The following is a 23897-nucleotide window of genomic DNA, read 5'->3' as shown; positions in this document are numbered from 1 at the left end:
AAGCGTTGAGCGAGTCGGGTGGTCTACACGGTGAGCATGCGGATCACGGCGGGGAAGGCCATCAGAAGCATCACCAAGACGGCCAAGAGGGCTCCCGGCGCGGTCATCTTTTCGCTGGCCGCGTTCGCCTCGGAGGCTTGGTCGGCCAGCAGTTCGGCGTTGAGCGCCGCGGTGCGGGCCCGCAGCGCCTTGTAGACGGCGGCACCGTCGGTGGCCGAACCCCGCATGATGTCGGCGACGTCGTCCAGGACGGGCAGGTCGTACTGGGCAGACAGCTCCGCGAGCGCCTGGTAGGGCGGGATCTTCTCCAGCCGGGCCCGGCGCAGCGCGCCCTGCAGATACAAAAAGGGCCAGCCCTCGCCGACGCCGGCGGCCTTCTCCAATGCCTCGGCGGGGCCGGCGTCGGCAGCCCGCTTGAGGGCGACCAGGTCCAGGTAGGCGGACAGGGCGTGCGCGAACTCCTCCCGACCCCGCTTGGCCTGATCCCGCACCGCGAGATCGGGCGTGATGAACAACAGCACCGCGACGATGAGCCCGACCACGGCGGGCACGTAGAACGGCAGGCCCACGCCGGCGATGATCCACGGGATCGTCGCGATGACCGGGCAGAGCAGGCCCAGCGCAGCGAGCGCGGTCTTCTTGAGCATGAACTGGCCCGGCCCCTGGCCGAGCAGGGCCAGGTTCGTGGTGGGGACCCGCATGCCGGGAAGCCGCTCGAGACGGGCCAGCAGCCACCGGCCCCACGCCTCCTCGCGGTCCAGTTCCGGCTCCGGCATCGTCAAGCTGCCTGGGGCACTGCGCTTGAGAGCAGGCCCCAGCGCCGGCTGGGGCTGCAGCAGTTCCCGGATCAGCAGCGCGACACCGGCGCCGACCGTGCCACCAGTCACAACAACGGGAAGCAGGTTCACGGCGCGGCCCCTTCCGGCTCACGGGTGGCGACCGGGTTCTCCGGTTCCGACGCGGCCGCGGGCAGCCGGACCGTGCTCGTCGGGTCGGTGGCCAGGAAACGAGGAATGCGGCGGAAGCAGCCCAACTGGCGCATCAGGGCGAGCACTCCGACGAAGCCCGCCGTCAGAAACGCGAGGACGAGCTGGCCCAGCAGTGTGGAGTACGGCTTCGTGTACGACGGCACGAAGAACCCAGCCACCACCACACCCACGGTGATGATGGTCATCCACCGAACGGTGGTGCGGGGCTTGGCCCGGTCCGCTTCGATGGCGCGCTTCTTGGCGACCTCCTCGCGGACGGTGCCCGACAGGTCCTCCAGCGCCTGCGCCAGGCCCGGTCCGCGGTCGTTGACCGAAAGGATGAGCGCGGCGACCACCTTGTCCGAGGTGACATCGTCCAGTTCATCGGCGAACGAGCGCAGCGCCAGCTCCGGCCGCCATCCCAGACGCAGCCGGTCGGACAGGTTGATGATCTGCGGGGCGAGTTCGTCCGGCGCGCCCTGGCGACTGGTGATCATCGCCTGTTCCAGGCCCATGCCCAACCGGAGCAGGCCGGCCAGCCGCTGTGTCCACTCGCTGAGTGCCTCCAGTTGCCCGATGCGCTCCTGCGCCATCTGCGCCGGGGTGATCAGCCAGGGCACACCGATGACGGCCGCGCCCAGCAGCGTGGCACCGACGAAGTTCCCTGATACCAGCCACACGGCTACGAACACCACGACGGCCGCTACCAGCAGGGTTCGCCGCCGCAGGCGGGCGTCCTCGCTCTGGTTCTTCCCACCGCGCATGGCCGCTCTCCAGCGCGTGTGCAGGGGGGCCCGGCGCGGCGCGGTGGTGCCCAAGAGGCCCGCCACGACACCGATCAGCCCGCCGACCACGGCCATGCCGCACAGCAGCCCGAAGAGAAGGGTCATCGGCTCGCCCCCACCTTCAGCGGCAGTGGCGCCTGCCAGGCCCCATACGGCTGCTGCAGCAGGGACGAGTCGAAACCGACGCGGCGCAGGTCGTCGATGCAGCCCGGGTCCATCCGCGGCACCGCCCGCAGGTCACCGAACTCGCGGCCGGGGGAGAAGATCTCGTTGGTGGCGGGCCGGCCGTTCTCGCCGATCCCCGTCAGTTCCAGGACGTGGGAGACATACCGGTGGCGGCGGCCTCCGATCTGCGTCTCGTCTGTCATGTCGACGTACACGATGAAGTCCAGGCCGTTGGCGGTCTGCCGGTAGGCGAGCTGCTCGGACAGGCCCCCCTGGGCGAGCGCGTACAGCTCGGCGATCCGGTCGAAGATGATGTCCGGGCGACGCGCGTGGATTGTGCACAGGTTGCCGCCGGAGCCGTTGGTCAGCGCCTGCATCATGGCGACGACCTCGGGGCCGCGGACCTCGCCGACCACGATCCGCTCCAGCGACATTCGCAGCGCTGGATGCATCAGATCCAGCAGCGTGACCTCGCCGGCACTGCGCCCGGTGACGTCCTTCTCCCCATTGGATTCACGCCCCATCAGGGAGACAACCTGCCTGTGGTAGCCGTTGGCGTGGCAGAACAGCTCGTCTTCGGTCTGGATGGTCGCAAACCGGCATTCCGGATCGAACTCCTTGAGCATGGCCCGCAGCAGCGTCGTCTTCCCCGCCTTCTGCTTCCCCGCGATCATGATGTTCTTCTCGGCACGCACGCACGCCCCGAGGAACTCGCGCAGGATCGGATCGATGGTGCCCAGCCGTACGAGGTCGTCGAGGTCGGCGTGGGATACCCGATGCCGGCGGATGACCGCATACGTCATCGGCCCAAGCCCAGTAATTGCCTGCAGGCGGGAGCCGTCCTGCAGGGACAGGGCCAGGGTGGGGTTCGCGGTGGAGATGGTGCGCTCGCTGTGCCCGGAGTCACGGGCCAGCTCCCGCAGCAATTCGAGCAGCTCCTCCTCGGAGTCCGCGATCGGGCCCACCCGGCGGCGTTCGCCGTCGCCGTAGTCGAGCCACACCTCGTTGGGGCCCTGGATGATGATGTCCTCGACCCGCTCGTCGTCCAGGTACGGCTGAAGCCGGCCGGCCCGAAAGAGCAGGTCGTACACGGCGCGCCGCAGCGCCTCGTCCTCCTGCGGCGTCATCGCCTGGGCGTCCGACCACAGCGCGACCGCCTCGGCGATCCAATTCAGGCAGCGCTGCTCCTCGCCGGCCCGGTCCATGTCGGGCTTGATCTTGAGCAGTTCCTCGCGCTGCTTGGCGACCTGGGACGCGATCTGCCGGGCCACCCGGTAGTCGACGGTGACCTGCGGAGCCGCCGTGCCGAGCACACGCGGGCTCGAGGCGGCACCGGCAGGCCGCGGTGCGCCGTTGGTCTGCTGCGCCCACTCCTGGGGCGGAGCCACCGTGGGGTCGGGATGCAGAGGCCTAGCGTGCATGGGTCACCTCTCCGCCTGCTGTGCGCAGGCCGTGTGGATCGAGGCGGGCCCGGCGCACGGCGGCCCGCTGAGCAAGCAGCGTGCTGCCCGTGCGGGCGGCCTTCAGCAGCGGCGACCTGGTGAAGTGGCGAGGCTGTTCGGCGCCATCGGACAGCACCCGGGCGTCCTTCGGCGCGTACGGCAGCGTGGCGATCACCGGCACCTGCAGCACGCGCTGCACTTCACCGGCGGGATACGGGCCTTCATTGATCACCAGCACGCTCACGTCACCCACCCGCTCTTCCAGGGCGCGTACCGGGCCCTGCGCTGCCTGAAGGCAGCGCAGGGTGTTGCGGACCACCACGAACACGCCGTCGGCCTGCTCGGCCAGGACTCCGGAGGGCCCGAAGGCGCCGCGACGGCCGAGGTCGATGAGGACGTCGTGGCCGCTCTCGGTCTCGATGCCACGGAACATCTGCGCGAGGATCCTCCAGACCTGGCCGAGGCTCGCTGCCTGCGCGGGGTCGGTGAGTCCGGGCAGCAGCAGCCGGTTGCGCGGGGATTCGGTCTTGCCGTCGTCGCTGCTGAGGTCGATCAGCTGCCGCCAGAATGCGTCACTGAACTCGCCCTTGCGGGCGGCGACCGAGAGGTTGCGCAGCCCGTACCGGTCGCCGAGCGTGCCCTGCAGCAGGCCGTGCAGCACGGCTCCGCCATCCGGGTCACACTCGGCCAGGATCATCCGCCGGCCCGCCTCCAGCGGCCACGACAGCAGCAAGGCCAGCGCGCTCGTGGTCACGCCGGGCGCGCCGCTGCATCCCGCGAGCGCGATCACAGCCATCAGTTACCGTCCGGGGCAGCGAGGACCAGGCGCAGGGTGCCGACCGCCTCCCACGCGGCGGCCGTGGGGCCGTCGGTAGCAGCGGTGGCCACGTCGACGACCACGATTCCCGTACCGGGGGCGGCGCCGGACGCCTTCACCACACGGCCGTCGATGCTCTGCGGAGCAGCGTCGGATGTCTTGCCGGTTTCCGTGGTGCCCTGGGCCGGGACGTGCACCAGCTGCACCTTCTGGCCCGGGACCAGCGCGGTGGCGGGGATCTGCTTGGGTTCGAGACCGATCGGCACCAATTGCTCACCGGCCTTGACGAGGTTGTCCTTCGTCACTTGGGAGGGGGCCAGCAGGGAGCCGGGCTTGAGTTCCACGGCGGCCCGCTTGCCCACCACCGACTTCAGATCGCCGACGCGCACCGCCTTGACGGCCGGGTCCAGGGCGACGGACGCCTTGCCCAGGTCGTCCTCGGTGAGGACCTGGCCGACCTGGACATCGCGGACCACGGTCACTACGTCCGTGCGGTTGCCGACCTGGAGCAGCAGGACGGCAACCCCGGCTCCACCGGCGGCGATCAGCGCCAGCGACAAGGCGATGACTCCTGGTCGTCGCCTGCGAGCCGACACCCGAGGCGGCGCCACCGGTCCGGCCGTGCGTCCCTGCTGGGGGACTCCGTTCGGGGCTGTGTCTACACGTTCTTGGGTCTTGCTCACCGTTTTTTCCTTCCGGCGGCGTTACCTGACGACTTGGACTTCGCCGACCGCTACCTGCACGTTGGTCTGCCGGACCTCGGTGAGCTGGCCGGCCTGTCCGCCGCCCTGCCAGTTGATCGTCCACGTCGAGGTCGCGGTCACCGAGAACTTGCCGCTTGGGGCACCGGCCGAGGTCTTGGAGTACACGTGTCCGCAGGTCGGGGACTCGGGCATATCCTGGGAAGAGGTATAGGGCGTGCCCGGGCCGTTGCAGGTCACGGAGGAACCATCGCCCATCGTCCACACGATCTTCGACACCTTCGCGGTCGCGGTGACGGTTATCCCACCTGCCGACGCCGACGCGGTGTTCGGCCCGTAGGTCGTGGCGCTCTGATTGACCCACATCCACATGGGGACACCCACTGTGTACTTCCCGGCCGCGCGCGGGCTGGCAATGTCCGGGCCGAGCAGCGTCATGGAGTCGACCGCCCGCTGCGCCAGAACAGCCGGGTCGAGAGCCTCTTGCTCGGGCGGGTCGGCCTGCCACACCATCCGGATGATGGTGAGGTCGCCTCCGTTCCGTGTGCAGCTCTGTTCGTACACGGCGCCATCGCCGGGTTCGTGGCCTTCCCAGTCCAGGCTACCGGCGGGCGGTTGCGGGTCTGCCAGCTTGTAGGTGCAGACATTCGCGTACTTACCATCGTCTCCCGAAGCAGAGCCGCTGCCTCCGCCCGATTCCTCCGTGCCACCGCTGCCTCCCTCTTGGCCGCCAGCCTGCCCGGTGACATCGACCGCGACCTCGCATGTGTACAGGCCGCAATGGGTGCCCCCACTGCCGTGGGGGTCATCCTCGGCGTAGCTGTTGACGGGGGCGGAGAGTGCTGCCAGGACGATAAACGTGGCTGTAACGACGCCGCGGGTCAGCATGACTTGCCCTGCGGCTCGTCGCGGGTGACATGCCATCCTTCCGGATACTTCTCTACGGTGCTGACAATCACGTACTTCGTCAGCCGGTCTTTCGGGAGGGATACCGGCTTCTTGGTCTTGGCATTGACCGTCCGCCAGCGCGAGATATCGAGACAGCTGGAGACGGTCACATGCGGGATCTTGCCCGATTCATCAACCTGGGTGACGTTCTGTCCGGTAATAGCGACATCGCCTGTATTGAGGAGACCGCGGTCATGGGTGCTCTTGGCGTCGGCCTTAGCGTTCCTCAGGGCGGCAGATGCGGCGTACTTTTCAAGATCCCCGCTGTTGCCAGTTGGGTCGGCATAGAGCTTCTCCATCTCCCGCCAGTAGGCGCTGTACGCAGCGATCGCTTCTGCCTTGGCCGTCGCCTTCGAGCCGATCTGGGCGGATGGTGTCGGGGACTTCGTAACCGTTGGTGACTTGTCGGCCGTCCCGTCTTCTCTGTCGGATGAACTGCAAGCGGACAAGGTGAGCGCGACGCACAGCGACAGGGATGCTGCGGCGACGCTGCGGCCGTGAATGGCAGAACGAGCAGCCCGGTTTGCGTGACATTTCACGATGCCTCCCCGTACGGCGCGGTGTTACACGACCGCTGCCTGACCCACCGACGGACGGCAGCCCAGTTCCGGCCTGGTCAAGCTGCGGTGATCTCTTTGCGTAGCCGCAAGATTACGCATATGCCAGGCAACTTCCCAGCTCGATAGTGGAGTTCACTCGTACGACTCACGACGTATCCGGTCGCTTTCGGAACCGGATGTCGATCTGTAGTTCTACGACTCCGCTCGTCGCGCCGCGCCCGTCAGGATGCTCGGGTGGCGTTGGAGTCCGCTCGATGTCGCTTGCCGACTGGCGGTCACACGGTGATCACTTCGCCGTCGAGGGTGACGTGCCGGCCGGGAAAGCGGCCGCGTACCGTGCGCAGGTCGGCGAAGTGAAAGTCGTCGCTCCCGTGGACCGTGCACGCGTCCCCGAGGTGCGAAACCTCCTGCGCCCTGGGCGGCCACTCGACCCCCAGGAAGCGTTTTGAACTGCGAATCTGATCAGGAGTGCGTGACATGCATGAATCCCCTAACGTCAGCACGTAGGAATGCGTTTTCGCAACGGAGCCCTGTGGTGCGGTAAGTAAGCTACTAGTTCGCGTAAGCAAATCTCAAGTGGTTGAGGCTGTAGTTGCAAGGCTGCGAATTCGACCAAGGTGAACGTGGTGTCACAGCTCGGTCCAAGCACGGGGCTTGCCTCCGGACAGCGGCACCCACACGTCAGAGGTGGGGCCGCCCTCGTCCAGGTCCTCCAGGATGGCCGCCCCCAGCGGCACCTCGCGGGCCATATCGGCCACGAGGGGGTGATGGGCGACCATGGCCTTGAGGTCGCTGATCCGGTTGTCCATCGCCTGACGCCCTGTGCCGGTCAGTACGAACAGAACTCTGGGAAACACCGGGTACCAGCGCAGCCAGCCGGGCCCGGCGGCCTGCCTCCGCCGGCCGCCGGTCTGCGGCTCGTACGTCCACAGCCTCGCGTACTCGATGAGCTTCGCGGCCAGGCGCTCGCTGCTCATGGTGGCGCGGTCAATCTCAACGAATGCCCGCAACTTGCGCCGCTGTTGGCCGCCGATGAGCGTGTAGTGCATGACCGCGTCGGCGACGACCCGCTCTCCGTCGCCGATCGCGTGGAACACCTCGGGAATCCAGTCCAGGTGGCCATGCTCGTCACCGCGTCGGCGGGCGTCGGCGACAAAAGTCAAGTGGGTGCGCAGGACGGTGAGGGTGTGCGGGGTCTTGAGTGAGGCGGCCGTAGCCGAGGTGATCGGATACGGCGGCCGGCCCCGCAGCGCGGGCCAGTCCCGGGTGAGGCGTGCGCCCTTCGGCGTGAGATACCAGACTCGGCTGCGATTGGACTGCGGCAGCACGACGAAGTCGACCAAGCCCTCGCCGAGCAGATCGTTCAGCCGTTCGGAAACCGACTGCCGGGAGCGGTCGGGCCGCAGGAGCACATGCAGTTGGTTGGTCGAGGCCATGCGGTGTTGGGCGAGCGTGGCCAGGAGCTGATGCTTGAGGGGCTCGACGGGGCTGGGCGTGAAACCCGACGCGGCACGCTCGGTGGTCGGGGTGGTGGTCAGTTCCATTCGTTCTCCTTCGACAGGCGGACAGCGGCGGCGCCAGCAGGGGCGTGCGCGGTGAGGAAGGCGGCGACCCGGCCGAGCTGCTTGGCGGCGCGGTCGGTAAGCGTTTCCAGGGGGAGAGCCTGGGCGTTGGCCTGGGCGGCCCGCTCGAGCGCACCGGCGTGCTCGGGGCGCGCCTGGGCGGCGAAGACGTTGTCGAGATGAGGCCCGCGCAGCCGAACGGGCCCGATGCGGCGGCCGCGGACGTTCATGGAGACGTAGTGCTCGAAGCGCTCCATCGTGGCGACCCGGTCGGGGCTGGGGTCGTTGCCCCATTCGGCGGTGATGGGCGCGATCGCGGATTGCGACCCGGCGGTGGTTGCCAGCGTGGATGCGTTCTGCACCAGAGACAGCCGTACTGGCGCGGGAAGGCGGGACAGCAGCTGGGACATGCCGTGGACGTGGCACTTGTATTTGCGCAAGTCCTCGAACATTGCGGCGATCGTTTCCGGAGCCGCACCGGTCAGGGTGATCAGCTCGTCGAAATACGGGCGGAACGGAACCCGCTTGTCCTCCGGGGTATCACGACGTGAACGGGCGGCTCGCAGCAGATCCCGGGCAAGCAGCGCGGTCAGCAGGCGGTCGGTGGGCCCGTTGCCCCCCGGACACACCCACACGATCATCCGGGAATCCATCGCTGCGCGGATGTTGTAGATGCCAGCGGGCTGGCCGAGGAAGGCACGGGTGACCGGGTTGGCGGCCAGGCGGGCGATCGGGTTGAGGACGACGGCGAACGCGTCGGGCGAAAGGGTCGGAAAGACCGACTGCCACCATGCTCGGGTCTCCTCGTCCAGTCGGCCCGCCACCATGGCGAGCGCTGCCTTACGAAAGCCAGCGTCTGTGAGCAGCGCCCGCACGTGGAAGATCGTGGCCTGATCCTCGGGCTGCCCGGCCTGGCAGGCCGCCCCGTTGATGGCAACCAGCACGGTGAGCGCGGCGGTGAGGATGGTCAGCGCCCGCGGAGCGGTCGCATCGTCCCATGCCAGTGCCGAGGCGTAGGCATCGGCGATCGCCTCGACGACCTCGTGCGCCGCCTGCCCGTGGTGCATTCCGAGCGGATTCCACGAACTCACCCGCGGATGGGAACCCAGCCCGTTGAGGTCAACCAGTGCGACCCTCGGCATCAGGTGGTCGTGGGCCAGGAATGGCAGGGCACGCGGCCACGAGTCGCGGTGCGGGTCGACGAAGACCAGCCCGCCGCCGGCGTGGGCCCAGCCGATCGCTTGCGCCAAGGCGCGCTCCGTCTTGCCGCCGCCGGCCTTGCCGACCCCGACCTCGAACAGGGTCTCCTCGGCGTAGGTGGCGACCAGCCGCTCGCGGCCGTCAGGGCCCCGGTAAATGCCCTGCAAGAGCAACTGAGGATCGCCGAACGTAAAGGTCGGCAAGTCACCGGCGAGCACCGGCAGGCGGCAGTGCACGGTCGGGGGCTTGAGCAGGCCTGTCAGCTCCTCGAGCCTGACCCAGTTCGCGCGGGGCGGCTGACAGTGCCCCAGCACCCAGCGGCGCTCGAAGCCCTTCCGGGTCGGCCAGCGATCGGCGCCGATCCGCCACGGCCCTAGCCGCCAGCCGCGCATCGCCCACCTTGAGCGGCCGCCGAACACGTCCAGGGCGGCTTGCAGTTGAGCGAGCCGGGCCTGGGCGCGGCCCTCGGTGTTCGAGGCGCACATCACCAGCAGCTGCACGCGCACCAGGTGGTCGTCCTCGGCGAGCTTGCCCAGCGCCTCGGCCGGCTCCACCCGCCGCGGCACCGGCGGCATCACCAGCCGCCGCCCGGCACCGGAGGCGGGCTTGTCCGTGAGCATCTGCTGCAACTGCCAGCCCAGAGAATCCTCGATCCCGGAGGCATCCTGCCGCAGCCAGCGTGCGGCCCGCTGGGCCTCCCGGCGCTCCGACCGGCGCGCGGCAGCCATCAACTGCAGGCGGCGCGCCCGAAGTGCCCACTTCGGAGCACGCTGGATGTCGAGCCGGATTTCGGCGAGGTCGCCGAGCTCGGCACGCAGGTCGGCGACGGCATCGACGAGCGGCTGCAGCGGATCGGGTGTGAGCGGCACTTCACGCAGCGGAGAGGTGAGCTTGCCGCGCAGAATGAACTCGGCGCGCACGGTGTACTCCCGCGGCTTGTCGACGATCGGCCCCGCCCTCTTGACGGTCACGTCCGGCCCGAACGGCGTTATCGACAGCAATCGCTCACCTCCGGCTGGGCCCTCGATCCGGTAGCGCAGGGGCGCGCTGCCGTCCGCGCGCAGCCGGATCTGCACCGTCTTCGCCCGGCGAGGCGCCCACCAGGGCATGGCCGTAGACGCACGGGCAAGCTGGACACCCCGCCGGAAGATCTCTTCCAGGCTCGGGTCGAAGTGCCGGTTGGAAACGAGTTCCAGGGCCATCCGCTCGGCCGAAGCCTTGGCCGCGAGATGGCGTACCACCCACTCGCCCACGCCCCAGCACACGGCGATGCCCAGCGCGGGCAGGTACCAGTGGTCGTAGACCCAGTTGGCGGTGTCAGCCAGGCCGCTGACCAGGCTGAGTACCTGATCGGCAGCCGTGTCATCGTGGTGAGTCAGGTGCGGGTCTGCGGAGCCCACGTCGCTGCTCCCTTCTGCGAAGTCGTTCGGGTGAAGTGCCAGTCGCTGATGCGGAGGTCGGCGAAGGTGCCGCCTCGGTCCATGCCGGCCCACACCAGATGGACCACCGCCCTGTCCGGGCTGCCGTCCCGGCGGGCGATCGCAGCCTGGATCCGGAAGTGCGCGGTGGCGAACGCCGGGGCCACCACCGCCTGGCCCGATGCGGGGAACACCTGCGGCCAGTTCGCACGGCCGACGCCGGTGGCGTCCGCGCGGAGCAGCGCGCGGCCGGCGGTCAGCAGCTCCCGTTCGTCGCCTGCGGGAAGGTCGTCCGGCCAGGCCGCCTCCAGGGAGTGCTGGATGGCCCGGTCGCCGGCCGGGCCTTCGCCATGCGGCGGGAGCGGGGGCTCGAGTGCCGACGGCGTCGATGCGGAGGATGTAGCCGGCGCCGGGGAAGGCGGCCCGTGGACGGTCGGCTGGCTGGCAGGAGACACTGCAGCCGTTGACGGATCCTTGGCTGCAGTTGCGGCTGATGCCGTTGCCGGGGCTGGCGGCTGCTGACCGTACGGCACACCCAGCAGGGCGAGGCCACCGATGACGGCGAGGATGACGGTGCTCAGCACCAGCAGACGCGGAGACCGCGGAGTCGTGGTCACAGCAGCCGTGCACCCCCCGCATAGCCGGACATGGCGTTCACCGAGTCCAGCCGGACGACGGTGCCAGGGCGGGCGGCATTGATCATTTGACCGCCGCCGAGGTAAATGCCGACGTGATAGATCGTGGAATCGCGTCCGGGGGCGTAGGCGTAGAAGACGAGGTCGCCCGGCTTGAGGGCACCCGTGCCGAGGCTGGCCGGGATCCGTCGGCCACGCCCAGCCTGCGCGGCCGCGGTGCGCGGAAGGCTGATGCCGGCCTTGGCATACGCGTAGGTGGTCAGCCCCGAGCAGTCGTAGCCCTTGATGTTCGCGCCGCTCTTGCCGCTGGGCGAGCAGCAGATCCCGTATGACGGGCCGCTCGCAGTGCCGCCGCCCCACGAGTAGGGCACGCCCTGCTGGGAGAGCCCGGCATCGATGACGGTGCGGACCTTCCCGGAGACGTTCTTCAACTCCGGGTTCTTGGAGGCGGCCGTGTACTGGTCGATCCAGCCCAGAACGTTGGCGACGTACTCGTCGGAGTGGTTGTACTGCAGGATTGCGGCCTTCAGCTGCGACTGCTTCGTCAGATCACGTCCGTTGCCGCACAGGTAGATCGCGGCGCCGAGCGCGGCGTCGTCGGCGTTGTGCGGGTCGGCGACCTTGTCGCCGTTGGCGTCCTTGCCGATTGTCTCCCACGTGGAGGGCAGGAACTGAAACGGACCGACGGCGCGCTCACCGTTCGCCGTGCCGTCCCACTTGCCGCCATCGGTGTCGGGGAAGACGGTGGTGTTGCCTCCTTGGCCGGAGCCGTTGAGGAGCACTCCGTGGATCTTGGGGCGGATGGTGCCGTTGTCGGCGATGTCTCTGCCGATGGCGTGGTTGGACTCGACCTTCGCGATCCCGGCCAGGATCGGCCAGTGCATGCCGTGGCAATTCGGCACGTATGTCCTGACCTGCTGGACTGCCTTTTTATAGGCCGTGAGCATGCGCGGTGGGATGTCGGCAGCCGTCCCGCCTTGAGCGATTCCGCCATCGTCCTGCGGATCCGAGGTCAGCGCGACGTAGGAACTGATGGCGTTCGACACCGGGGCGGCGCAGCAGACAGCTGTGCACAGCAGCAGCACACCGACGCATCCCCATCGCCCCCAGCGGCGTTGGGCGGTATTCACTCCTCCTCACTCCCGTCCTGCTCGGACCTCTGCTGGCGCAGCTGTTCGGCCTGGGGCTCGGTACGACGCAGCAGCTCTTGGAAGCGAGCCTGTGCCTCATCACGGACACGGCTGGTCCCGGACGCCCGCGGCGAGTCAGCCGGCTGCGGGGCACCGCCTCGCGGTTGCATGCGCCGCGCCAGGCCCGGGTCGACTCGGGCGACCTGTTGGATGATCTCGCGCTGCAGTTCTGCCGGATCGTCGAGCAGCTGCTGAAACCGCTCCGGGGACGGCCCGGTGGGGGGCTGTGCCATACCAGCGGCGGCGGCAGGACGGGGCACTGCTTCAGACGCGGCCGGGCGCCGGACAGTGAACGTTCGGGCGGCTGTCGCCGATGGGCCTGTCGTCGCCAGGCGCCGGCCGACAACGAGGCTCGGCCCGTCCCGGTCGTCGGAGCGCGCTTGCCCGACGACATGGGCGACATGACGCCCGGTGTCCGCCCAGGCCCTGGCATCCTCGCGGACGGTGTTGGCCCATACCCGTACCTGCTGACGGACGTCCTGGGAGTAGCGCGAGCCCCCCGACCGGGCCCGGCGGACGGTGGCCGGCAGACCGACCGTTGCCCCGTACGCGGCCCGGCCGCTCCTGTTGAGGATGCGGTACCCGCGGAAACGGACCAACTGGTTATGGGCCCGCGTCGACAACAGCGTGCGGTCGTCGTTCTGGTCGTGCAGCACCTGGCCGGTGGTGCGGTTGACGACTTGCCCCTGCTCGTTGCGATACCGGTCGGGCGGGCCGGAGGGACGATGCGGCCCCTCGCCGCTGCCCGGACCCCCGTCACCGCCGCTTGACGGCCCGCCCAGGCCCGGGTCGCCGTCGGCGGCGGGCTTGCGCCACTTGGCCAGCTGCTCATTGTCCAGGCGGCGGCCGATCAGCAGCCAATGCGCGCCCTTGGCGGCGAGCCGGGCGCCCAGCCCGCCCACGGCCACTGCGGCGGTGAGCGGGGAAAGTCCGCGCCCGGCTTCGGCGGTGGCGTCTGCAAGCATCCTGCCGGTGTCCACGGGCATACCCGCGCCGTCGAACATGCTGGTGAGGGCGGACATCAGCCTGTGCCGGGTGCCGAGCAGCCCGTACCGGCCTCCGCCGGTGAAGGCGCGCAGCCCGCCACCGTAGCCACCCATGGCAGTGGGCGAGTTCATGGCGAGAGCGGCGCCGAGCTCGGAGGTGTCGCCTGGCAGGTGGGTGCCGCCGATCTTGGCATAGCGCATCCGTTGGGCCATGCGATGGCCGAAGGAGGTGATGCCGGTCAGCAGCCGGCGGTGCCCGGCCGCGCCGGCGATCGCCAGGACGTCGAGCAGCAGGATCCGCTCGACCATCAGGTCCGGACCGTTGGTGATGGTGGCGTCCACAGCGATACCGAAGAACGGCACGAACGCGCACACCCCCACCAGGGCGAGGATCGCGATCCCCCACAGCGACAGCCACTTCCACACCGACTGGCGTGCCGGGCCGGGCAGCATGCCGGCGATGAAGGTGACACCGCCCGCTGCTGCCGCCGCAGCGCAGACGCCTTGGGTGCCGAGTATCACGATCGCGCTGGACAGGAGCATGCCGCAGATGAACAGCGCCGCGATGAGCAGCAGGGCTGCGCCGCCGACCCGCCACCAGGTGGGCTCTTCGGCGTAGGCGGCGCATGCCTTGCCGACGGGGCCAGCTCTCTTCATGTCTGCGAGGAAAGCGGCGAACTCTCTGTCCTCGTCGCTGATGATGGCATGTGAGGCGTCCAGCAACTGGCCGCCCGGTGTCAGCGACGGCAGCCTGTCGTCGCTGGGTAGGCTGCGAGTGTCACGTTCGCAGTACTTCTTGGCCTCACCGCGGATCAGTCTGCAGGCATCCTTCTCTTCGCAGTACTTCCGGGAGGGTGGTGCCAGCAGGTCACACCGCCGGTCGACCTCAGCGCCCCCGGTGGCCTTGTAGCCACCGCTGATCCACTTCAGATGGACGGCGTAGGCCTTGCGGTCGGAGGACTTGGCCGGGTCGAGAACGCGACCGTACTCCAACAGCATGTAGGGCTTGACGATCAGAGCGTTGGTGACTGAGTCCTGAATCGGGCGGGCGACCTCCTGGGCCGAGACGGGGCCCTGCCCCAGCCGCTGAAGGCACTTGAGTTCCGTGTTGCCCGCCAGACCGTCGCAGGGCCCCTTGCTGGCGATCTTCCCGCCCCAGTCGTAGGTGTTGACCGACTGCTGCGCGACTTCGGCGGCCACCTGCTGGCCCTGGCCGAGTGGCCCACTCTGGGCGAGCAGATAGTCCGGACGGACGAACGTGGAAGCAGCGAACGCCGCCATCAGCAGGGTCAGGAAGATCTCGCCCAGGCCGCGGCCGACCCGGCCGCGCACGATCATGAAACCTGCGAACACGAACGCCCAGGCCAGTAAAAGACCTTTCAGCCCCAGTGTGTCGACGACCACGCTGTTGTAGGTGTCGGCGACCTTCTGCGCCGGCCGGACCAAGATTTTCAGCAGCGGGAACCGGAAAGCCATCTCGACGGCCCACCCGGCCAACCCCACCAACAGCCGGATCAGCGTGAACAGACCCGACAGGGCGAAAGCCAGCGCCTGCGTCTTGAAGTCGACGATGGAGCCACCCTCGGCGCTCAGCTCGTAGCCGTTGATCGGTATCCCCTCGGACGAGGTGATGTTCAGCGGGGCGAGCAGGTCTCCGGTCTCGCTGTTGGTGCTGGCTGCGTAGACGACCTGGGTGTTCACCAGGAGGAACACTCCGGTGAGCAGCACAACGAAGCCGGCTGAACGCAGGCTCGCGCGGTCTGGACGAAACACTTCAGCGCCGCCTCTGCCCAGCGGCCGACCGCCGCCGCCACACGACCAGGGCAGCCACACCGGCACCGGCCGTCCCCAGCCTCCACACGCCACCGGCCACGTCCCGCTTGGTGGCCGCGGTGGTCGTGGCACCCCACTCGCAGTACCTCTTGGCAGGCCCGATGATCCGGGCGCAGAGGTCTTGGTGCGTGGCGCGGGTGTCGGCGGCGAAGGCCTTACCGGTGTGCGGCCACCACATGTCCGGCACGCCCACCCCGAGAGCGAGGATGACCGCGCCAGCGGCAGCTGCGATCACCGTGAGGACGCCCGCGGATGCGGCGACGCTTCGGGAGCGGTTCCAGCAAGATGTGGTCATCAGATGTGCTCCTCCGTAGGTCCCCCCGCGGTGTCGCCGGCGAGTGGTGGTTCAGGAAGGGAGGCCGAGGTGCTGCCCGGGCGGCGTCCTGGGGTGGTGGTGATGGAGGTGGTGATGCGTGGGATGCGGGGGATGGAGACCTTGATGCGGCCGGTGTTCTGCCGCGGGCAGGTCAGCAGGAACTCGCCCTCCCGGCCCTTGTGGCCGACCGGGGACAGGCCGGTAGTCACCAGCCGCACCAACTCGTCGTCGTTCGGGTCGAGCCCGATGAACTCCAGTCCGCGGCGGGCCCGTTCACGGTCGGCGGTGCGGGCGAGTGCCCGGTAGGCCATCAGCCCGCGGTCCGGCCCGAGTTCGTCGGCGTTGTGGGATCCGGCGATGAGGCCGGCGCCGTGCTTGCGGCCGTCGTGGAGGATCTCGTGGACGAGGGCGGTGCCCTCGGCAGAGCTGGTGAGCCAGTACAGCTCGTCCAGGACCACTGCGGTGAACCGCTCGGGGTCCTCGAACGCGGTCTGCCGGGCGATGGCGGCGATCAGGTAGAGCACCGCGCGGCCGATCAGCGCCTCCAGCGGCTGCTGGTGCAGGACCTCGGGCTTGTCGAACGCGGCTTTGGGCGGCAGCTTCAGACCGGTCGTCGTGATCACGATCATGTCGGAGGTGCTGGAGGCGTCCAGCCGTACCGGCGGCAGGCTCGGGTCGAAGACCATGCGGGCCAGGGGGCTGGTGGCGACCACGCGGATGAGGCCGGCGAGGGTGGCGGCCGCGTCCTGCCGTTTGCCCGTCTCGTGCGTGGCCATCTCTTCGAGGACCTCAAGGACGCGGTACATGGAGGGGGCGTCGCTAAGGGCTGCCTGTTCGACAGCGTGGTGGAGAACTTCGCCGCTGGTGCTCATCGGACCGATGCCGAGTTGCAGGGTGAGGTAGGACAGGGCGTAGTGGCGGCCTTCGGGCCCGTCGAACATCCGAAGGGGATCGATGGACACCTCGGCCTGAGCGGCGTCGATGATCTGGACACGGCCTTTGGCGGCGGTGCGGGCGAAGGTGGCCCATTCGCGTACAGGGGTGCGGTCGATGCAGATCGCGCAGCCGCCGCGCGCCCATACCGCTTCTGCGATCAGCTTCTGCAGCACGCTCTTGCCTGCGCCGAGGTCCCCGACGATCCCCATGGACGCCGATGCGTCGACCTTGGGCGCATCGGCCACGTTGATCATGACGGGGCGGGTGGTGCCGCAGTCCAGGTCGATGCCGAGGAACATTCCGTTCGGGTCGCCGACCTCGGCCGCAGTGAAGGCCCCGGACAGCGCCCAGTCCTCGCTGACCTGGTGCTGGGTGAACTCGCGTGCGATGCCGGGCCATACTGTGCCGGGTAGCCCTAGGGTGAACAGGGCCTCCTGCAGGCCGGCCGGGCGCACGGCGCGGTAGTCGGCGCCCGCGAGCAGCGCGGCCAGCGCCCGTGCCCTTGCGTCGCAGATGGCGGCGGTCGGCCCCCACACCGTCAGCACGGTCACCGACTGGACCTCGACCTCCACGGATGTGCGGGACAGGCGGGCATCCAGCTCGCCCAGGTCCCGGGCGGCCTCGGTGAGCGAGGCCGGCATGCCGGTCGGGCGCGCGTCGTACTGGTCGGCCTGGTCGATCAGCTCGTTCTTCTTGCGGCGCACCTGGTCGCGGGCCTTCTCCGCAGGCACGAGGGTGAGGTCGACGGTGTAGTCGACCGGGAAGTCGAGCGTCTCCAGCTGGGCGAACAGGTCGGCGGCGTCCTGGCTGACCGCGGGCGGGCACTCCGCCAGCGCCAGCTGCGTCTGGTAGCCCACGCCTGCGTCGGACTCGACCTGCAGCCAGCGCCGGCCCAGCGGCGAGCCGGTGTTCACTCGCCACCAGGCTTTGCGCCCCGACCGTGTGATGTGGTCCGTGCTCTTGAGTTCGTCGACGTCGTCGAGTTCGGGGTCGATGCCGCCTTCTTGCAGGCGGACCTGGCCGAGGTCGGCGTAGCTGGGGGAGCGCAGCACGCCGTCCCGGATCTGCCCGCCGTACAGGTCGCTGGCCTCCGCCTCGGTCAGCAGCGGCTCGGCGAGGCCGCGGTGGAGGGCGTGCTGGATCACCCACACGATCTCCGCCGGGCGGGCCGGGCGGAAGGCGATCCCGCCGGCGAGCGCGGCCTCGACCCTGGAGGCCTGCTCGCGGTAGGCGGTCACCTCACGCCGTGCCACCGGTGCCGGACGCATGCCCAGCATCGGCGCGACCTCGGCCCACGCCGCACCAAGTGTGGCCGCCATCTGCAGGCCGCCTGCCTCGGTCTGCAGAGGCACGGCCAGCCACAGGGTGCGGCGGTGCATCTCCTGGTCGTCCAGCAGATCCAAGGTGGCCTCGACGTTCTCCACCCACGGGTGCCGACCCGCACCGGGTGCCTGTTCAGCCGGCTCGATGCCCTCGATCATCTTGAGGGCGATCTCGCCCGGGTCTACCTGTGCGCACAGACCGAACAGCCGCGGTGCCCCGGACAGCGACCGCACCAGATGTGTGATCTTGGCGAGCTGTTCGTCGCGGACCGCAGCCGGCACGTACGTGCCCTGGACGGTCTCCTCGCGCTGTCCCTGCGCGTCCGGGCCGGGGTGAAGGCGGTAGACGGCCCACACGCTGCCCTGAGTCGACCACACCAGGTGCCCGGCGATGTGACGGATAGGGACTCTCATCGCGCACCCCCTTGCTGGGCGAGCGCGAGCAACTGCTGCACACCCGACACCGGACCCGCTGCCACCGCAGCAGCAACCGGCTGCGGGCGGCTGGGCACGGACGGGCGCGCTGGGGCCGGACTCGGGTGCGGCGCCCAGGCTGGACGTCGCTGAACTGCGCGGGAGGGCGCGACTTGTGCAGCGAGGCCGCCGTGTGCGGGCGCGTCCTCGATGGTGAAGCCGCCGAGCAGCGGGTGGGGAGCGAGGTCGCGGGCGGCCCGGCCGCCGATCCGCCCTCCCCGGGGCTGCCAGCACAGCAGCACCCAGCCCAAAGCGGCCTGCATCGGCGCACGGCCGCGGATCTTCGGCCGGCGCACCGCCCAGATGGCCAGCACCCAGGCGACGATGGGCAGCGGGAACATCCACGACCACCAGCTGATGGTCTTGATCAGCAGGAAACCACCGCCGACGGCGAGCGCGATCTGCGCGGGCGTGTAGGGGCCGAGCGGGATCTTCCAGTCGGCGACCTTGCCCAGCACCCAGGGGTGACGGCGGGCGGCAGTGTAGAAGCGGCCCATCCGCGCCGTGGCTGCCGCATTCACAGCCAACCTCCGACGCCCTGGGAGTGGTCACGTGAGGTGGGGAGTTCGGACTGGACGATGCCGGGGACGGCGGGTGCGCCCTTGGACGGGTTCTTCACTTCGTCCTCGAACATGCTCGCGAGACTGTCGCGGGAGTTGTACAGCCCGAGCGCGATGATCATCAGCAGCAAGGCCCCAATGCCGGCCTTGAGACTGAACTTCTGAATCATGATCACGACGACGAGGAAGATCAGGCCCGTCTGTAGACCCTTGGTCGCCCAGTCCTTGAACATGTCGAGCCACGAGTCGCCCAGGGCGTCCAGCTTCCCGGCGAGCATGGAGCTGTGCACCGTGGTCATCGCGCACCCCCGTTCTGGGCAGTCCCGGACTGAAGCGCCGCGATTTCCCACCGGCCCGAGCGGGCCTTGAGCGCGAGCTCGTACGCCAGCGGCCACCGGCCGTCGGCATCCCGGGCTTCCACCAGTGCGAGGACATGCACCGTCGTGCCGTCGGCCGGCATCTGCTCGGCGGCCGCAGTTTCCTCGACGGCGGACACCTGCTCGACGGACACCGCCGAGTACGGGGCGGGAGAGACCGGCGCCAGGGCCACGCCGGGCGCGAGGTAGCGGTCGACCTCTCCGGCACCCGTCAGGTAGGCGGCGAGGAACTCCCCAACTGCGGAGGACAGATCCCCCTCCGGGAGGGTCACGCCGTACGGCGACTTCGGCACCGACGCGCGGACCGGACCGGCCACCACGCCCGGCGCACCGGTCACCGCGAACGAAGCACCCGCGCCGTCGGAGACCACCCGCACGGCGTAGTACCGCACCGATTGGTCGGCGTACTGCGCAGCCACCGTCACCGACCACGCGCCGCCGCCGCGCTGCGCAGTGCGCACCGCCGTCACCGACTGAGGCTTCGACTGCGCACCCGCAGCCGGGTCCGGCAGCTCGACACCCGGAGCCATCGACTGCGCAAGCCGCGCCTGCGCACTCGTCGCATCGTCGGCGCTGCTGCGCAACCAGGCGCTGACGAACAGCTGTGCATAGCCGCCCGGGTTGGCCGCGGCCGCCGCGGTGCGCACGGCGGTCGGCTTGGCCGGGGTAGCCGCCTGGACCGTGGTCGGGGTGGAGGCGACGGCGACGCACAGGGCGACGGGGCCGGCCGCGATGGCGGTCAGCACCGCCAGACGCGAGAGGCGTACGCGGCGCCGCATCGACTCCAGCCGGGCGCCGGCCGCCATCGGAGCAGCAGCCTCGCTCTGTGAGGCCTGCGTGCCAGGAGACATGGTCAAACTCCCAGGTCAGAACGGATGTTGCTGACCTTGAGAAAACCCGCCGACCCCGACCCGACCACCGACCACCAGACCCCGACCAAGGTCACGATGGGGACACGAAGTCCATGGTCGGGGTCATGGTCGGCCCGACCACAGGCCCGACCACGGCCCAGCCGGGCACCGAGGACAGGACATCGAATCCGGCACACGGCCCCCCGGGCCGACACCTGCTGGACGACCACGCGCCGCTCGGCATCGCCCCCCACCGCAATGCGCAGACCCACGCCGATCGGACCCCGCTGTACGCCTGCGCACCGCGTAACCCGCGCCTGTGCAAGAGAAGATCAGCAAGCCATGGAGCCAACTGCGCAGCCGCACCGCACAGTCCACTGCGCAGGACCCTCGACCGGATGCGCAGCCCGATTGCGCAACGTCCCTCCGAGGCTGCGCAGTCGGCTGCGCAACCACTGCGCACCCGGGCTGACGGGGGCGTGGTCGGCCCGACCACAGGCCCGACCACGGCAGCTAGACGTCTTCCGTTGCCGGATCGTGACCGATGGTCGGGGCTCATGGCCGTCAGCCTGGTCGGGGTCGGCGGGTGAGCTGACCGCATGGATCACACGCACGCCCGCGCACCCAGGACAGACGACCGCCCCGCCTCGGCGGGCGCGGCACACTGCCCTGGCCGCCGCGCACGGGCCGCGTCGGGAGCACGGTGGTGAGCCGCTTCGGGTCAGGGGTCCGCCGGGGCGTGATGGCGGCCGACCAGTTCACCCAGATCGCCAACGGCCTGTTCCGCGACAGCCGGTTGTCCTACAAGGCGAAGGGAATCTTCGGGTACGTCAGCACCCACCGGGACGGCTGGCAGGTCACCCTCGACCAGCTGGTCGCCGTCGGCCCCGACGGGCGGGAGGCGGTACGCGCCGGCCTGAAGGAATTGGAACGGTACGGCTACCTCATCCGCGAACGCCTGCGTCGCCCCAATGGAACGCTCGGCGAGGTCGTCTACTCGATCACCGACCGCCCCGCCACCCTCGACGTCGCCCTCCTGGAAGCCACCTCCACCCTCACGATCGAAGACGAACACGAGACCGGCTTCGGCGCGGGGATCCGGCGCGGGGTTATGGCGGCCGACCAGTTCACCCAGATCGCCAACGGCCTCTTCCGCGACTCGAGGCTGTCCTTCAAAGCGAAGGGCCTCTTCGGGTACATCAGCACGCACCGGGACGGCTGGCAGGTCACCGTCGCCGAACTGGTGCGGCGCGGCCGCGAAGGCGTCGACGCGGTCACCACGGGGCTGAAGCAGCTGGAGCGGCACGGATTCCTCTACCGCACCCGCGAGCGGAACACCAACGGCACGCTCGGCCAGGCGCTGTACTTCATCACCGACCTGCCCGCTCTGCAAAACCCCAGGTCGCAACCAGAGTCGGGTTTTCCAAGATTGGCTGAGCCTACGTTGGCTGATCCCGGCACTAAGAACACCAACAGAAAGAAGACCAACAAGCAGAACACCAGACCCCTCCGTCCGTGCGGCCGCAACGAAGCGACGTTCGATCCGGGACGGACGGACCAGCCCGAGACACCGACGTCCCCGTCGGCCCCGCCCGCGGCGGATGAGGTGCACCCGGGGATCCAGCTGCTGCTCGAACTCGGGGCGGCCCGCCCCGAACTGCTGCTGACCGGGCAGGCGCTGACCGACCAAGGCCGCGTCGTGACCGTGATGCTGGAGGCCGGCTGGAGCCGGGAGCAACTACGGCACGTCATCGCAGCCCGGCCCCTGCCGCATCCGGTGCGCACCACCGTCGGCGCGATCATCGCCGCCCGCCTGCGTGCCGCTCAGGCCTACCCGCCGCCCGCCATCGCCGCAGACCACCACGACACACCCGCCTGGGACGACCCGCCGCCGCAGTCGACCAGCTCCGCGGCCGCGCGAACGGTGAGCGAGGCCCTCACCTACCGGGCCCTTACCGAATGCGCCGGCTGCGGCGTTCCCGGAAACGCCCCCGGCGAGGACCTCTGCCCGGCCTGCCTCGGCTGGCCGCCGTGCCGCACCTGCCCAGGCCCCACCCCCCGGCGCGCCCACCCCGACGGTGACGGCCGCTGCACCACGTGCGCCTCCGCCTTGACCGACCAACCAGAAGGAAGCAGCCCGTGACCGACACGTTCCACACTCGGCCGCCGACCGCGGCGCACCACACGCGTCCTTTCACCCACGATCCCAGGCGGTGGGAGAAGGAACGCTCCCGCGCTCTGCGGACCGGCCACGTCCGCGACCACACCTGCACGGCCGAGTGCGAGCTCGTGCTCGTCCACGAACGCACCGGCTGGGGCTGGATCGCATGGACCGTCCCCGGCGACGGCTTCCCGCCCGAGACCCCCCACCAGATCGGGGTGCTCACCCCGGCCGCCACTCGTAACCAGCGGCTGGCCCTGCGCTGGCTGACCAGGCGCCCCGCCCGGCACATCGCGCTGGGCGCCGTCCCCGGATCCCTGCGGCTCTCCGCCGCCACGGCCGCCCTCCTCAGCCTGATCGCCGGCCTGTTCGCCATCGGCCACGGCGTCCCCGTCGACGTCGCCCTCCCGGCGATGCTGCTCGCTCCGCTCCTCGCCGAGCACCTGCCCGGCCGGCTCGACGCCCAGGCCCGCGAAAACGTCCGCAGCGTCGAAGGCGACGATTCCGTCCGCTACATGCAGCGCCTCGCCGCCCTGCACACCTCGCTCGTCCAGACCGCCGCCGGCAGCGACCGCTACGAACTGCGCCGCTCGGCAGAAATCGGCCAACAGCTGATGTGGGACGCCGCGGACCTGCTCCAGACCCAGACCCCCGCTCGGCCTCCGCCGATCTCATCGCCCGCGAACGGCTGATGCTCCAACTCGCCGACCAGGTCGCCCAACTCCTGAAGCGCATCACCGCCCAGGACGGCACAACGGGCGCGGACCAGCACCGCGAACCTGAGCGGCCCTTGGGCACCTACCCGCCCGGCGTCCGCCGCCAGCCCATTCGACTTCTCAGCACACGCCCGGCCCATCACCGCTGAAGGGAAACCTCCTCATGCCCCAGCCCGAACCCACTCCGGCTGCCCGTACCACCGGCGTCTATCTGCTTTTCGCGCAAGAGCCGTACTACCCCGGCCCAGGAACCCAGGAGATCAACACCACCGTCGTGGCGGCCGACACCCTGCTCCACCCGCAGGTGCTCCAGCCCGACGGCGCCCGGATCCACGACCTTCTCACCCAAGGACGCCAGCCGGGCGAGATCATCCCGCTCGCGACCCTCACCCACGAGCTGAACGGCGGCGCCGACTGGCCAACCGTCGGCGACTGGGAGCGCGTCACCATCGACCTGCTGCAGCTCGTCCGAGCCGGGGACTGCCATGCCCTCAGCCTCGGCCTGCCCGAGATCGCACGCGCCCTCGTCTGCACCGGTCCGAACAGCCACGTGCGCGCCTTCGACGCCGCCGCCGGCGAGTTCATCGTCTATGGGTCCGCCGAGCGGGCCGCCGTGCTGGCCGAGGTCGATGTGTTCCTCGCCTGCCTCGTGGCCGAACAAGACCTGTGGCCCGGTGATGGACTGCTCGCCCCGCTCGTCCGACGCGGGTGAGCGGGGCGAGGGACCAAGGCGGTGCGGGCCGGTACGAACAGCGCAGCCACAGGGAGTGCGGATGCTGATCGGTTTCGAAGGACGGGCGGTGTGGGCGGACCTCCGGCGTCTGGTCCACCGACTGGCGCAGCGAACCCGTTGCCGCCGGCGGTTCGGACGCTGACCGTTGCCGCTCCGGGCGGCAACTGGCCGCCGCGAGAGAGGAGCCCCAGGCCTCGCCTGGGGCTCCTCTCTCGCGTGCCTGCACGGCCGGCTCACTTCG

20 protein-coding genes are annotated in these 23897 nt (G+C 69.8%); 3 read left to right on the top strand and 17 right to left on the bottom strand.

Annotated elements, in window-relative coordinates; all coding sequences use genetic code 11:
- Nucleotides 1-23: 23 nt before the first annotated feature.
- The 17 genes from AQJ11_RS37520 to AQJ11_RS37440 form a co-directional block, all read right to left on the bottom strand.
- Nucleotides 24-908, bottom strand: coding sequence for a type II secretion system F family protein (locus AQJ11_RS37520; protein ID WP_059266273.1), 885 nt, complete (start codon nt 906-908; stop codon nt 24-26).
- A complete protein-coding gene (locus tag AQJ11_RS37515; RefSeq protein WP_059266272.1) occupies nt 905-1858 on the bottom strand; it encodes a type II secretion system F family protein in 954 nt (317 codons plus the stop codon). The genes AQJ11_RS37520 and AQJ11_RS37515 overlap by 4 nt, the downstream gene beginning before the upstream one ends.
- On the bottom strand, nt 1855-3339 hold the full coding sequence (locus tag AQJ11_RS37510) for a TadA family conjugal transfer-associated ATPase (protein ID WP_244218547.1): 1485 nt from the start codon (nt 3337-3339) through the stop codon (nt 1855-1857). Before AQJ11_RS37510 ends, AQJ11_RS37515 begins: the two co-directional genes overlap by 4 nt.
- Nucleotides 3329-4156 carry a CpaE/TadZ family protein gene (locus tag AQJ11_RS37505; protein WP_059266270.1) on the bottom strand — a complete coding sequence of 276 codons (828 nt, stop codon included), beginning with the start codon at nt 4154-4156 and terminating at the stop codon, nt 3329-3331. The genes AQJ11_RS37510 and AQJ11_RS37505 overlap by 11 nt, the downstream gene beginning before the upstream one ends.
- The gene (locus AQJ11_RS37500; protein WP_059266269.1) at nt 4156-4773 is read right to left on the bottom strand and encodes an SAF domain-containing protein; all 618 of its coding nucleotides are present in this window, start codon (nt 4771-4773) and stop codon (nt 4156-4158) included. Before AQJ11_RS37500 ends, AQJ11_RS37505 begins: the two co-directional genes overlap by 1 nt.
- A gap of 108 nt (nt 4774-4881) precedes the next feature.
- Complete coding sequence (locus AQJ11_RS51730) at nt 4882-5766, bottom strand: hypothetical protein (RefSeq protein WP_059266268.1); 885 nt, start codon at nt 5764-5766, stop codon at nt 4882-4884.
- Nucleotides 5760-6365, bottom strand: coding sequence for a hypothetical protein (locus tag AQJ11_RS51725; RefSeq protein WP_244218546.1), 606 nt, complete (start codon nt 6363-6365; stop codon nt 5760-5762). Before AQJ11_RS51725 ends, AQJ11_RS51730 begins: the two co-directional genes overlap by 7 nt.
- Before the next feature lie 650 nt (nt 6366-7015).
- A complete protein-coding gene (locus AQJ11_RS37485) occupies nt 7016-7930 on the bottom strand; it encodes a replication-relaxation family protein (RefSeq protein WP_059266266.1) in 915 nt (304 codons plus the stop codon).
- Nucleotides 7921-10548 carry a hypothetical protein gene (locus AQJ11_RS37480; protein ID WP_059266265.1) on the bottom strand — a complete coding sequence of 876 codons (2628 nt, stop codon included), beginning with the start codon at nt 10546-10548 and terminating at the stop codon, nt 7921-7923. The genes AQJ11_RS37485 and AQJ11_RS37480 overlap by 10 nt, the downstream gene beginning before the upstream one ends.
- Nucleotides 10524-11150 (bottom strand): hypothetical protein, encoded by a 627-nt coding sequence (locus AQJ11_RS50125; RefSeq protein ID WP_341846313.1) that lies wholly within the window; start codon nt 11148-11150, stop codon nt 10524-10526. Before AQJ11_RS50125 ends, AQJ11_RS37480 begins: the two co-directional genes overlap by 25 nt.
- 29 nt (nt 11151-11179) lie before the next feature.
- Nucleotides 11180-12286 carry a C40 family peptidase gene (locus tag AQJ11_RS37470; protein ID WP_244218545.1) on the bottom strand — a complete coding sequence of 369 codons (1107 nt, stop codon included), beginning with the start codon at nt 12284-12286 and terminating at the stop codon, nt 11180-11182.
- 41 nt (nt 12287-12327) lie between these two features.
- Nucleotides 12328-15150: a hypothetical protein gene (locus AQJ11_RS37465; RefSeq protein WP_059266262.1), complete on the bottom strand. Its 2823-nt coding sequence runs from the start codon at nt 15148-15150 to the stop codon at nt 12328-12330.
- Nucleotide 15151: 1 nt separating this feature from the next.
- Nucleotides 15152-15505 carry a hypothetical protein gene (locus AQJ11_RS37460; RefSeq protein WP_059266261.1) on the bottom strand — a complete coding sequence of 118 codons (354 nt, stop codon included), beginning with the start codon at nt 15503-15505 and terminating at the stop codon, nt 15152-15154.
- Entirely contained in the window at nt 15505-18198 is a 2694-nt protein-coding gene (locus AQJ11_RS37455; protein WP_059266260.1) for an ATP-binding protein, read from the bottom strand. Before AQJ11_RS37455 ends, AQJ11_RS37460 begins: the two co-directional genes overlap by 1 nt.
- Entirely contained in the window at nt 18195-18779 is a 585-nt protein-coding gene (locus AQJ11_RS37450; RefSeq protein ID WP_244218544.1) for a hypothetical protein, read from the bottom strand. The genes AQJ11_RS37455 and AQJ11_RS37450 overlap by 4 nt, the downstream gene beginning before the upstream one ends.
- Nucleotides 18776-19117: a hypothetical protein gene (locus AQJ11_RS37445; protein ID WP_059266258.1), complete on the bottom strand. Its 342-nt coding sequence runs from the start codon at nt 19115-19117 to the stop codon at nt 18776-18778. Before AQJ11_RS37445 ends, AQJ11_RS37450 begins: the two co-directional genes overlap by 4 nt.
- On the bottom strand, nt 19114-20001 hold the full coding sequence (locus AQJ11_RS37440) for a conjugal transfer protein (RefSeq protein WP_244218543.1): 888 nt from the start codon (nt 19999-20001) through the stop codon (nt 19114-19116). The genes AQJ11_RS37445 and AQJ11_RS37440 overlap by 4 nt, the downstream gene beginning before the upstream one ends.
- 751 nt (nt 20002-20752) lie before the next feature.
- Here AQJ11_RS37440 and AQJ11_RS37435 point away from each other — a divergent pair.
- The 3 genes from AQJ11_RS37435 (at nt 20753) to AQJ11_RS37425 (ending at nt 23635) form a co-directional block, all read left to right on the top strand.
- Nucleotides 20753-22189, top strand: a complete 1437-nt coding sequence (locus tag AQJ11_RS37435; protein WP_059266256.1) for a hypothetical protein — start codon at nt 20753-20755, stop codon at nt 22187-22189.
- A complete protein-coding gene (locus AQJ11_RS37430; protein ID WP_159061751.1) occupies nt 22186-22899 on the top strand; it encodes a hypothetical protein in 714 nt (237 codons plus the stop codon). The genes AQJ11_RS37435 and AQJ11_RS37430 overlap by 4 nt, the downstream gene beginning before the upstream one ends.
- Nucleotides 22900-23086: 187 nt before the next feature.
- Nucleotides 23087-23635 (top strand): hypothetical protein, encoded by a 549-nt coding sequence (locus tag AQJ11_RS37425; RefSeq protein ID WP_059266255.1) that lies wholly within the window; start codon nt 23087-23089, stop codon nt 23633-23635.
- Nucleotides 23636-23897: the final 262 nt, after the last annotated feature.

Source organism: Streptomyces corchorusii (assembly GCF_001514055.1).
In the GTDB taxonomy this organism is placed as follows: domain Bacteria; phylum Actinomycetota; class Actinomycetes; order Streptomycetales; family Streptomycetaceae; genus Streptomyces; species Streptomyces olivaceoviridis.
Note: the sequence above shows the minus strand (reverse complement) of the source record. Positions and strands in the feature narration are given on the sequence as shown.